Source organism: Psychrobacter piechaudii, assembly GCF_900162825.1.
Classification (GTDB): Bacteria; Pseudomonadota; Gammaproteobacteria; order Pseudomonadales; family Moraxellaceae; genus Psychrobacter; species Psychrobacter piechaudii.
The window spans coordinates 1-11315 of sequence record NZ_FUGE01000076.1 but is presented as its reverse complement, the minus strand read 5'-3'; the positions used below and the strand labels follow the sequence as shown (position 1 = coordinate 11315).

Below are 11315 nucleotides of genomic sequence, written 5' to 3'. Positions count from 1 at the left end.
TGAGGCGTTACTTAACGGACGCTCTTTAATTGAAACTGTCTTTGATGAGCTTAAAAACCTGTGTCAGATTGAACACTCAAGGCATCGAAGCTTCACAGGTTTCGCTGCTAATCTTTTAGCAGGACTCATTGCTTACTGTTGGTTCCCCTTTAAGCCGACACTCAAAAACGTGTCGGCTTATGGACATGTCGCAAAAAAATAAGCTGTTTCAATGATTTAGGCAAGCTCTTATCCCGAACTCAGGTTATCTATTATTGCCGATAGAAAGGTTGATGCATATCACGCCGCCATGGCTGATTATTGGCTTGATAGCAGTGCTTGGCTGGCTAGCCACTCGTAAGCTTTGGTTTGCAGTTACATGCGCGATTGGGCTATTTTTAATCGGTGCTTTTGGACTGTGGGCAGCTTTAGTACAGACTTTGGCACTGCTAATTGTTTCGGTAATTGTAACTATGCTGATTGGCATTCCTATGGGGATTTTGATGGCCGGCAGTAATCGCTTACGTCGAGTAGTGACACCAGTATTAGATGTAATGCAGACTATGCCAAGCTTTGTCTATCTAATTCCTGTGCTTATGCTGTTTGGTATCGGTAAAGTGCCAGCGTTATTTGCCACCGTTATCTATGCCTTACCGCCGCTGATTCGTTTGACCATGTTGGGTATAAAACAGGTGCCTCATGAGATGGTAGAGGCAGGTCGCTCTTTTGGCAGCAATCACAAACAGCTATTAATTTGGATTAAACTGCCGCAAGCGTTACCCAGTATCATGGCCGGTATTAACCAAGCGGTTATGATGTCTCTATCGATGGAAGTACTGGCCTCAATGATTGGTGCGCCAGGGCTTGGAGAAGATGTACTGCAGTCCATTCAGACCCTAAATATTGGTCAAGGCTTACAGGCAGGGACGGCGATTGTGATTATGGCCATTATTATTGACCGTATTACTCAAGCGTTTGGTCAAGGGCGACGGGCCCGCGATGAATTGCGGCATTCAAACCACAGCCATAAACAGGCGCCCTAAGCCACTTTGTAGCCCTATTAAGCCCCTTTTATTTTACCCATTTAGCAAAAGATGATGCCATGAGCCACATTCGATTAGAGAACGTCAGTAAAGTCTTGGATGCCAATGCCAGTGAGGCCGCAAAAGTGCTTAAGCTATTACAGCAAGGCATGAGTAGTGGTGAGGTGCGAGAGCAGACCGGCTATTCAGTGGGATTGTATGATATAAATCTAAGCGTTGAGGCAGGAGAACTGCATTGTATTATGGGGTTGTCAGGCTCCGGTAAGTCCACCTTGATTCGTCATATCAATCGACTTATTGATCCTACCCAAGGTAAAATCTGGATTGATACTCAGCATAGCGTGGGTACACCTGATTATCTAGATAGCGCTGAACGACTGTCCGATCAATCCAGAGTCATTAATGTGTTAAGTTTACGCGACAAACCGCTACAGAAATTTCGTCAAAATAACGTTAGTATGGTATTTCAACACTTTGGTTTGGTGCCGCACATGACTGTGATTCAAAATGTGGCCTATGGACTTCGTGTGCGTAAAATGCCTAAATCTGAGCGTCATGAGATAGCGCGGCATTGGTTGTCTGAGGTAGGGCTAGAAGGCATAGAGAGCAGCTATCCTGACGAGCTGTCAGGGGGTATGCAGCAGCGCGTTGGTCTGGCACGTGCCTTGGCTGTGGATACCCCCATCATCTTGATGGACGAGGCTTTTTCAGCACTTGATCCGTTAATTCGAGGCCAATTACAAGACCAACTACTTGAGCTACAGCACAAACTGAATAAAACCATCGTGTTTATTACCCATGATATTGACGAAGCGATTAAGCTTGGTAGCCGCATCAGTATCTTAAATGGTGGGCGTTTGGTGCAGACAGGTACGCCGCAGCAATTACAAGACAACCCTGCTGATGCTTATGTTGAGCGCTTTATGGTTACCAAAGGCTAGGGTGCTATTTAAATAATATAAATCTAAATAATATAACTTTTGAGAAAGTCGAAATTTTCGAAGACTAAAAGAGGTTAATTACGATGAAAATATCCTATAAAACCTTCTTTAACCTTATAGCTATCACGGCAATAGGGACGTTTAGTTCAGTAGGCGTAGCAAAAGAGATTAAACCCATTAAGTTTAATCAAGGCAGTGTGGTGGGTACTGCAAGTGGTCAGATTCCATCAGGCAAGCAAGATACTTGGTATCAGTTTAAGGCCCAAAAAGGGCAGTATGCTGTGATTAATCTACTACCGAAAGCAGGTTCACCTGAGACGGCCAATGTCGGCGTACTATATATGCCTTCCAAGCAGCAAAATGGGGGTAAGGGTGGCATCGTGTACCAAGGCTGTCTTCCTGAGGATGGCAAATATAAATTACGTATTGCACGCAATTTAATGGCTACTGAAAACAAGAACGCAGGGTATCAAGTAGAAGTGGTTATTTTGCCGCAGTATGCCAGTAAAGAGTTGTGTGATTAACACGGAAGTAAACCAAAGCAGCTCTCATAAACATCTGGATTAAAGCCGTTCAATACATCGCGCTATTAAAACCTATCTAATCTTTCAATTACCACAAATCACCCTTTGTAATCATCGTTAATCGTCTCCATTATAAGCCTATAGACTAACTGTTTATAACTATAAATCGCTTAAGAGAAATAGCCTAAGCATATAAAAAAGGTACAGCGCTCATGTCACACTCAGCCCCAAAAAAACTCGCTAACAAGCGCCCCCAGTTAAAACGCCTTGTATTATTGATGGGCTTTATTGTCGCCAGTGGCACCCTGATACCTGCCTGCGGCAAGGTGGCCCAAGATAATGGCGCTAAGTCTACCGCTGAATCCTCGAATGCAGGCATTACTGACAGTCGTGACATGCTGCCAAGTGATGTGCTGAATCAATTAAAAGATTTACCTCAATTGACCAAAGGTTTGGGGGACAATGGCGCCGCAGTACTAGATTCTAATAAGCCGACCTTGGTGAAGTTTTGGGCAAGTTGGTGTCCCTTATGCTTAGGCACGCTTGAGGAAACTGAAACGTGGCGAAAAAATGCTGCTTTTGCAGGATTAAATTTAGTGACGGTTGCCAGTCCTGGGCATCTTAATGAGAAAGAGGCAACAGACTTTAGCCAATGGTATGCAGGCGTACAGGCAGATTATCCTAAATTGCCGGTGTTAATGGATAGCTCGGGTAACTTAATTAAACAGTTGGGGGTGCAGGTTTATCCCAGTTGGGCTATTTTTGATAAGCAGGGCAATCTAGTGCGCCTAATTAAAGGTAATTTGACCGAAGAGCAGGCCTTTGCTTTGGCAGAAAACGCAGGCAATGACTTTGCAGCACTAAAAAATAGCACTGCTAAACCTACTCAAAAAGGTATAGATAGCACAGAGAGTGCCAAATCTGATAGCCCAAAAAATAAAAATGGGGTCTACTATAACTCTGACGGTGCGCCCATTAATACCAAGACTATTTATTTGGCTGGTGGCTGCTTCTGGGGCTTAGAAGCTTATATGGAGCGTGTTGATGGGGTAGTGGATGCTATTTCTGGTTATGCCAATGGTAATCCAAAACTGGCTGACCCAAGCTATGAGCAGGTGATAGCCGGCTCTGGTCATGCCGAAACGGTTAAAGTGGTATATGACGCGGATAAAATCGATTTAGAGACTGTTTTAAAATACTATCTTCGCGTTATCGATCCGACCAGTTTAAACAAACAAGGCAATGATCGAGGCGTCCAGTATCGCACCGGTATTTATTATACCGATGCCGCTGATAAAGCAGTGATTGATAAGGCTTTACAGTCAATTGAGACTAAGTACACTAAACCGATTGTTGTCGAGCATCAACCCCTACAAAACTTCTCTTTAGCAGAAGAATATCACCAAGATTATTTGGCGAAAAACCCCAATGGCTACTGCCATATCGATTTAAGTATGGCGGATGATAAGTTAGCGTCTACCAATAAAACACCAAAATTGGCACCGGCTACTACCGTAGCAGAAGCGCTAAACCCAAAACGTTATGCTAACTTCGATAAAAATGCGTTAAAAAACACCTTAACCAAATCACAGTATGATATTACCCAAAAGGCCGGTACCGAGCGTGCCTTTAGTCATGAGTATGATCACTTATTTGCCCCCGGTATCTATGTTGATGTGGTCAGTGGTGAGCCATTGTTTCTATCGACTCATAAGTATGACTCAGGCTGTGGTTGGCCCAGCTTCTGGCAACCTATTGCGCCAGAAGTAATTACTGAGCACAAAGACACCGCCTACAATATGGTACGTACTGAGGTGCGTTCTCGAGTAGCGGACTCTCATTTAGGGCATGTATTTAATGATGGGCCAAAAGACAAGACGGGTCTTCGCTACTGTATTAATGGTGGTGCCTTACAGTTTATTCCGGTCGATAAGATGCCGCAGTCAGGATACGGTGTCTTTGTGGATCAAGTAGCAGTAAAGTCCGCCAAATAAAAAATAGCCTATCTGTGCAGTGTTAATGACCAGCGATATAAGAAATACAAGAAACTGATTTATGAATTTGTCCTTTAAACGTTTGCAAACCGACTCACTGTTAGTGTTGTCGGTCTTTATTGTTGCTTCTTGCGGCTTAGCTTATGAGCTTATCGCTGGAGCGCTGGCAAGTTATGTGCTGGGCGATTCGGTATTGCAGTTTTCTACCATAATCGGTACCTATTTATTTGCTATGGGTATTGGCTCGCATCTTTCAAAGTACGTGCCTGAGGATAAAGTTTTACAACGCTTTATCGAAATCGAGGTGTTGGTAGGGTTGATCGGTGGGTTATCTGCCATTGGGCTGTTTCTCGCCTTTGCTTGGCTACCAACCTTTAAGACCATTTTATACGCCCTAGTGGTGTGTATCGGTACCTTAGTGGGTATGGAAATCCCACTGGTGATGCGTATTTTTAACTCACAAAAACAAGCTTTCCATGAGTTGGTTAGTCGCGTACTGACCTTTGATTATCTAGGGGCTTTGGCGGTTTCACTATTATTTCCTTTAGTGATGGCGCCAATGCTTGGTTTGGCCCGATCAGCGGTCCTGTTTGGGATATTGAACGTGTTGGTAGCAGGTTGGACCGCTTGGCATTTCTATCCTAAAGTAGCGCTAATGGACACTGAAGGCTTAAGTGTTGATGAACAGCAGCAACAGCGTGCAAATCATTCCAAAATAAGAAGTCGGCTGATTGTGCGTATTCTGGTAGCGATGGTATTGCTACTGACAGGCTTGATTTTTGCCGATCGTTTGGTGGGACTATCAGAACAAAAATTGTTCAAAGCACCAGTTGTTTTTTCTACAAATTCTCCTTATCAGCGTTTAATTGTCACTGAAAAGAGTGGTCATTTACAGCTGTTCCTAAATGGCAACTTGCAGTTTTCAACGCGAGATGAATACCGCTACCATGAGGCTTTAGTGCATCCCATTATGCAAAAGCTTAGTGATAGCACTCGAGCTACTAAGCCGAAATTAGAGGTGCTTATTTTGGGCGGCGGAGATGGGATGGCAGCGCGTGAGGTGCTAAAGTATAAGGCAGTGGATCATATTACATTAGTGGATTTAGATCCGGAGATGACTCAATTCTTTGCTGAATCATCTAGATTTAAAAAGCTAAATAACGACTCACTTAATAGCTCAAAAGTGAGTGTGGTAAATGCTGACGCTTATAAGTGGCTTGAAGCAAATAATGAGGTTTATGATGCCATTATTATTGATCTACCCGATCCCTCACACTACAGCTTAGCCAAGTTATATTCTGAACCTATGTACCATATGGTGAAAGACCATTTAACCGCAGAAGGATTGATGGTAGTGCAGGCCACTTCGCCTTATTATGCGCCGAAATCTTTTTGGTCAATTGATAAAACCTTGCAGGTTTCTGGGTTTAAGACCACACCATATCATGCGTACGTGCCTTCATTTGGGGAGTGGGGATTTATAGTGGGTAGCCCGAATACTTCCTTTACGCCGCCCGCACAATATGACTTACCCATGAGGTTTTTAACCCCTTCAGTCAGTCGTGAAATGTTTACGTTCCCGCCGGATATGCAACCAGTTGAAGTAGAGCCAAACACTTTAGATAAGCAAATACTGGTGCATTATTATGTACAAGACTGGTCTGATGAGTAATGGCTCTGATGATGACCTCACACCGAATAAAGTCAGCATAGAAATACAATAAAACAGAAGTAGAGTAAATAAAAAAAACACGGTTATAAAGTCGCAAAACCCACTGCTAGTAAGGAATGTTCGGTAATATTTATTAGCAATAATGGTCTGAGATAATAACCGCAATAAAATCAGCGCACTGGAATTAAGTTAAGTGAGTCAATGAAGAATAGCCTAAGCAATAAAAACAGCTCTAATGCCACTGCAACCAATCCACAGTCGAGTTCACACGATAACCCTATGACTGGCAAGCATATTTTGGCAGAATTTTGGCAGTGCCAGTGTGACCCTCAGCTATTAACCAGCTCACAACCTTTACTTGAGCTATTAATCGAAGCTGTAGAGCAGGCGGGACTAACCTTAGTAGGGCATGCGGTGCATGAGTTTGAACAGCATGTAACTCAAGCCTGTAATAACAGTAATGATAGTGAGGTTAACTCACAACGTAGCAGCCAAGGTCAAACCAGTGGAGTAACCTTAACGTTACTGCTTGCTGAATCCCACCTGTGCTTGCACACTTGGGGGGAATATCAGACGGTGACAATGGATGTGTATGTGTGTAATGTAGCCAACGAAAATAGCTCGAAGGCCGATGCGTTATTTAACGCTTGCTTGCAGTTGTTTAAACCCAGCCAACATCATGTTAACAGTGTGTCTCGCCAGCATAACATTCCCAACAACTTTCAACACTAAATACTTGAAATTACTCTATTATGTTATAGAGGGTTTAAGTCTTGAAACAAACTTAGAATGCACAGTTGCTTAAGTTTCAGCGGCAGTGTTAAGCTGTAAGTAATTTAACCCTTTATAAGTAAAAGCTTAGGACATAATACATGCAAAATTTTGACAGTTTGCAAACGGAGCTGCTTTACTACGCCTTCTATTTTGGTGGTAGTGTGGTGATGCTGGTTTTATTCGCTATTATTTATATGGCGATTACCCCTTACGATGAGATTGCACTGATCCGTAAAGGCTCAGGGGCAGCCGCCTTAAGCTTTGGTGGAACCATTATCGGCTTCTCACTGCCACTTGCTGCGAGTGCTATCTATAACACCGGCTTCTTGCCCTTTGTCATTTGGAGTGTGGTGGCGATGTTGGTACAGATTGCTGGCTACTTTGTTATGGTAAAAGTGATTGGCAATGTGCCAGAACATATTAGACTGAATAATATGGCAGTGGGTGGATTACTGGGTATTACTGGCTTGGTACTGGGTATTATTAATACCGGCATATTGTCATAACCTCTTTAAAAATCAAGTTTATAAATCAAGCTTTGAACATTTATACAAATTTAAATATACATACAAATTAAAGGATAAAAATCATGGGTCTTAGAAGTTTTATTAAAAAGCAATTTATTGATGCCATCGAATGGGATTGGCAAGATGATGATGTATTAATGTGGAAGTTTCCTATGGCGGATAATGAAATCCAAAATGGGGCTTCTTTAACCGTACGTGATGGTCAGGTGGCAGTCTTTATTAATGAAGGTCAAATAGCAGATGTATTCACTGCCGGCCGTTATGAGCTGACTACCGAAACTTTGCCGGTAATGACCAACTTAAGAAACTGGCGTATGGGTTTTGACTCGCCATTTAAGTCTGACGTACTATTTTTTAGTACCCGTTTGCAACAAGGTCGTAAATGGGGCACCACTCAGCCAGTAACTGTACGTGATTCAGACTTTGGTATGGTTCGCTTACGTGCCTTTGGTATGTATTCATACAAAATCAATGATGTCACTCAATTTTATCAGACCATTACTGGGATGAATGACAGCTACCGTGCCGAGCAAATTGAGCCACAGCTACGCAACTTAATCGTTTCAGATTTAGCGTCAGGTCTAGGTCAAAGCCAAGTGCCCTTTATTGATTTGGCAGCCAACCAAGGTCTAATGGCTGATGAGATCAAAAAAGAGTTACAACCAGATTTTGCTAAATATGGCTTATCGGTTGAGTCTTTCGTGGTAGAAAACGTGTCACTACCTGAAGAGCTACAAAAAACTTTAGACAAGCGTATTTCAATGGGCATGATTGGCGATATGGATGCTTATACCCGTTATCAAGCAGCAGAAGCTATCGAGCATGCGGCTAAAAATGAAGGGGGTATGGCAGGTATCGGTGCTGGTCTTGGCGTGGGTATGAATATGGGGCAAGTAATGAGTGAGGCAATGACTCCAAAAGCTCAGCCTCAACAACACTCTCAACCAGCGGCAGCCCCAGAAGCAGCACCTGTTGACTTTACTGTTAAGCTTAGCCAATTAAAAGCGCTACTCGATCAAGGTCTGATTAGCCAAGAAGATTATGACGAAACAAAAACTAAAATTCTGACTCAGTTGTCTAAATGACCGATAAATCTAACCAGTCTTATAAAGATAATCCGGCTGTGGCCAAGCTGCCCAGTAACTTCAATGTATTGACGTTTACTGCCGCTTGTCCTTCTTGTGGCGCGCCGGTAGAGTTTGCCTCGCCAGGCTCAGTGATGGCAGTGTGTGAATACTGTCAGACTACGGTGCTGCGCGATGGTGATGCCCTTAAGGCTCAAGGTAAGCAGTCACTGACTATTGAAGACTATTCTCCGATTCAAATTGGCAGTGTTGGCAGTATTGACGGCACTGACTTTGCGGTGATTGGTCGGGTGCAGCTGCAATATGGTCAGGGTGTATGGAACGAGTGGTATTTACAATTCGCTGATGGCCGTATTGGTTGGCTATCCGAAGCGCTAGGTCTGTACGCTTTAACCTTGGGAGAGGGCGAGCAAAGCAATTTGCCTGCCTATGATAACTTAGCTATCAATGACAGCATTAGCTTCGATGGGGTGAATTATCAGGTTAGTGATAGACGCGAAGCTTATGCCATCGCTGGCGAGGGCGAATTGCCCTTTATCGTGGGTGAGGGTTGGCAGACTTGTGTTATTGATGCCCGCTACAAACGCAAGCTGATAAGCTTAGACTATGCCGAGTCGGGTAGCGGTCAGTCGCCTGTAGTGTATCAGGGTGAGGCTATTGATTTTGCTGCCCTGAACTTTCAGCTGCTTAAAGATGACAGCCAGCTTAATGAACAAGTGAGTGTCAATCAAGCCGGTGCTATGGGGCAAAGTGATTCTCAAAGCAAGGCCTCAGGCAATAGCGTTAAGATTAGCAAAATTGAATGTCCAAACTGTGGCAGCCCAATACCTTATGTGGCAGGCGCTACTGAGTACTTGGTATGTCCTGCCTGTCATAGCGAAAGTAAACTGACAGGAAGTACTGCTGAATTGATTGCCATGCATTCTACGATGCATCACTTTGACAGCAGTTTACCGCTAGGGGCAAAAGCTCGAATCCCAGCAGAAGATATTGTTGGGGTAAGTGAGTTTGCTTTAACTGAAAGTGATCGAGCTACCGCAGCGCACGGTTATCATGATTATGTGGTCATCGGTATCATGCGCTTACAAGAGGTGGGAGAGTTCGCTTCTTGGACGGAGTATCTGCTATATAGCTTAACCGACGGTTTCTTATGGTTATCTGAGGAGTCTAGAGGTTGGTTTGTGGCGCGGGTATTAAGTGAAATGCCGGTTTCTGAACGAGGCCAGTTGCACTATGATGACAGACAATGGCGTCAAGTAGATTCTGGCTATCGCAACCGTGTGACCTTTGCGATGGGGGCTTTTAACTGGCAAGTTAAAACCGATGATAGCGATTTGTTAATCGACTATACCTCTGGTGATGAGGTCATCACCTCTGAGCAGACTGAGCGTGAGATTACCTATACCCATGCCATACCCTTACCTTATCACAAGCTTGAACAGTGGTTTGGTAGCTACCTTCAGACTGACAATGCTCATGAGCGCAGTGGCTTTAGCGAACAGGGTAGCCTTAAAAAAATGCTTACCTGGCATGCCATTTTGCAAGTTGCGGTATGGCTACTGGCAGGGGGTTCGATTATTGTTGGTGTCATTGGCGCTATCTTAATTTACATTATCTACTTCAGAGCCAGTGAAGCTGAGAAAGACTATGTGAGTGCCGAGGTCGAAACTGGTCCCTTCAATTATCATTCGGCAGGTACTCAAGGTATCTCTGTGGTGATTATTGCACTGGCATTGATTGTGAGCTTTATGATGGGGGTGGCTTCTAAGCCGTCACCCACTGGCCCAAATCCCGATGAAGAATCTGCCACACGAGGCGGTGGCGGTATTATTATTATCCCAGGTGGTATGGGTGGCGGAAATAATAATAATGGGGGTAGTGGCCGTACTGGATATAGCTCAGGCGGCGCTCACAAATAAAATAGCCATTACTCATTGATTTGAATAATGGCTTCGATTTAAATAAATGCTTCAGTGATTTAAAAACGTTCAACATACTGCTTATACAAAGACTCTGCATGTGCAAGCGAGGCCTGATTGTTAATCATGGCCTTGATTTCGTTTGTCGATTCCTTATCACCGGTAAGCTTTGACAACACATAATATCTTTCAAGCGCTTCAGGCTGAGTGTCTTTTAAATTGGTAATGAGCTTATATATTGAGTTTGGCTTGGTGTATTCAGTCTTAAAAGAACCCTGATAGTCATTAAAGATAATAAACAGCTGAATGTCGTCGACTAATTCTGGATATTGCTTAGCCTCTTTGGTGTTTAATACAGGTTTAAGGTAATCTGACACATTGCTTCTGGCATTATCAATTGAATAATCAAAATACTTGTAAATAGACTGAGTGTCAGGGTTAAAAGCTTTCGCGTCCTGCATCAGTCCCTTTAGACCTGCCTTAAATCGAGTGATATCATTAATAACTGCCGTATTAGGGGTCACTTGCGACACTTTGATATTGTTAACACTGGTGAAGATAAGGAGCTGGTGATAATCTCTCGCCGCTTTGACATTGCCTAGTTTAGCAGCAGCCTCAATATGCGATGCGTGCAGCTTTAAATAGTCCTCTTTAGGTTCAGGCAGCTCATAAGCGCCACGCAAGGCGTTACGTATAGTGAAAGAACTTATAAACTGTTACAAAGCCAAAGAAAATAAAAGAACAAAGTATCGATACAATGCAGACGCCAGTCTTTACGTTTACGCTTGATCCAAGCCCAAGCTTTTTCGATGGGATTTAAATCTGGGCTATAAGGTGGTAGCCATAAAATACAGTGT

The 11315-nt window shown here is 43.5% G+C and carries 12 protein-coding genes; 10 read left to right on the top strand and 2 right to left on the bottom strand.

Going from position 1 to position 11315, the window contains the following annotated elements; all coding sequences use genetic code 11:
- The 10 genes from A1019T_RS03130 to A1019T_RS03085 form a co-directional block, all read left to right on the top strand.
- Positions 1–202, top strand: a 202-nt coding sequence (locus tag A1019T_RS03130; protein WP_143514071.1) for a transposase, incomplete at its 5' end; no start/stop codon positions are given.
- A gap of 70 nt (positions 203–272) precedes the next feature.
- On the top strand, positions 273–1022 hold the full coding sequence (locus A1019T_RS03125) for an ABC transporter permease (RefSeq protein ID WP_244156518.1): 750 nt from the start codon (positions 273–275) through the stop codon (positions 1020–1022).
- Between the two features lie 59 nt (positions 1023–1081).
- Positions 1082–1963: an ATP-binding cassette domain-containing protein gene (locus A1019T_RS03120; protein WP_077450383.1), complete on the top strand. Its 882-nt coding sequence runs from the start codon at positions 1082–1084 to the stop codon at positions 1961–1963.
- Between the two features lie 83 nt (positions 1964–2046).
- On the top strand, positions 2047–2487 hold the full coding sequence (locus tag A1019T_RS03115) for a hypothetical protein (protein ID WP_077450382.1): 441 nt from the start codon (positions 2047–2049) through the stop codon (positions 2485–2487).
- A gap of 212 nt (positions 2488–2699) precedes the next feature.
- Entirely contained in the window at positions 2700–4481 is a 1782-nt protein-coding gene (msrAB, locus tag A1019T_RS03110; RefSeq protein WP_077450381.1) for a bifunctional peptide-methionine (S)-S-oxide reductase MsrA/peptide-methionine (R)-S-oxide reductase MsrB, read from the top strand.
- 61 nt (positions 4482–4542) lie between these two features.
- Positions 4543–6153, top strand: a complete 1611-nt coding sequence (locus A1019T_RS03105) for a polyamine aminopropyltransferase (RefSeq protein WP_077450380.1) — start codon at positions 4543–4545, stop codon at positions 6151–6153.
- 201 nt (positions 6154–6354) lie between these two features.
- Positions 6355–6885, top strand: a complete 531-nt coding sequence (locus A1019T_RS03100) for an S-adenosylmethionine decarboxylase family protein (RefSeq protein ID WP_208608016.1) — start codon at positions 6355–6357, stop codon at positions 6883–6885.
- 140 nt (positions 6886–7025) lie between these two features.
- Complete coding sequence (locus A1019T_RS03095; protein ID WP_077450379.1) at positions 7026–7433, top strand: DUF350 domain-containing protein; 408 nt, start codon at positions 7026–7028, stop codon at positions 7431–7433.
- A gap of 83 nt (positions 7434–7516) precedes the next feature.
- Entirely contained in the window at positions 7517–8539 is a 1023-nt protein-coding gene (locus tag A1019T_RS03090) for an SPFH domain-containing protein (RefSeq protein WP_077450378.1), read from the top strand.
- Positions 8536–10458 (top strand): DUF4178 domain-containing protein, encoded by a 1923-nt coding sequence (locus tag A1019T_RS03085; RefSeq protein WP_244156517.1) that lies wholly within the window; start codon positions 8536–8538, stop codon positions 10456–10458. Before A1019T_RS03090 ends, A1019T_RS03085 begins: the two co-directional genes overlap by 4 nt.
- Positions 10459–10517: 59 nt before the next feature.
- On the opposite strand, the gene A1019T_RS03080 is transcribed toward A1019T_RS03085, so the two are convergent.
- Both A1019T_RS03080 and A1019T_RS03075 read right to left on the bottom strand, forming a co-directional pair.
- The gene (locus tag A1019T_RS03080; protein ID WP_077450377.1) at positions 10518–11141 is read right to left on the bottom strand and encodes a hypothetical protein; all 624 of its coding nucleotides are present in this window, start codon (positions 11139–11141) and stop codon (positions 10518–10520) included.
- Positions 11142–11164: 23 nt separating this feature from the next.
- Positions 11165–11315, bottom strand: a 151-nt coding sequence (locus A1019T_RS03075) for a transposase (protein ID WP_208608017.1), incomplete at its 5' end; no start/stop codon positions are given.

Excerpts from the sequence above, each read along its gene's own strand:
- A1019T_RS03125 (WP_244156518.1), top strand. The coding sequence starts at position 273 with ATGCATATCACGCCGCCATGGCTGATTATTGGCTTGATAGCAGTGCTT.
- A1019T_RS03120 (WP_077450383.1), top strand. The coding sequence starts at position 1,082 with ATGAGCCACATTCGATTAGAGAACGTCAGTAAAGTCTTGGATGCCAAT.
- A1019T_RS03115 (WP_077450382.1), top strand. The coding sequence starts at position 2,047 with ATGAAAATATCCTATAAAACCTTCTTTAACCTTATAGCTATCACGGCA.
- msrAB (WP_077450381.1), top strand. The coding sequence starts at position 2,700 with ATGTCACACTCAGCCCCAAAAAAACTCGCTAACAAGCGCCCCCAGTTA.
- A1019T_RS03105 (WP_077450380.1), top strand. The coding sequence starts at position 4,543 with ATGAATTTGTCCTTTAAACGTTTGCAAACCGACTCACTGTTAGTGTTG.
- A1019T_RS03100 (WP_208608016.1), top strand. The coding sequence starts at position 6,355 with ATGAAGAATAGCCTAAGCAATAAAAACAGCTCTAATGCCACTGCAACC.
- A1019T_RS03095 (WP_077450379.1), top strand. The coding sequence starts at position 7,026 with ATGCAAAATTTTGACAGTTTGCAAACGGAGCTGCTTTACTACGCCTTC.
- A1019T_RS03090 (WP_077450378.1), top strand. The coding sequence starts at position 7,517 with ATGGGTCTTAGAAGTTTTATTAAAAAGCAATTTATTGATGCCATCGAA.
- A1019T_RS03085 (WP_244156517.1), top strand. The coding sequence starts at position 8,536 with ATGACCGATAAATCTAACCAGTCTTATAAAGATAATCCGGCTGTGGCC.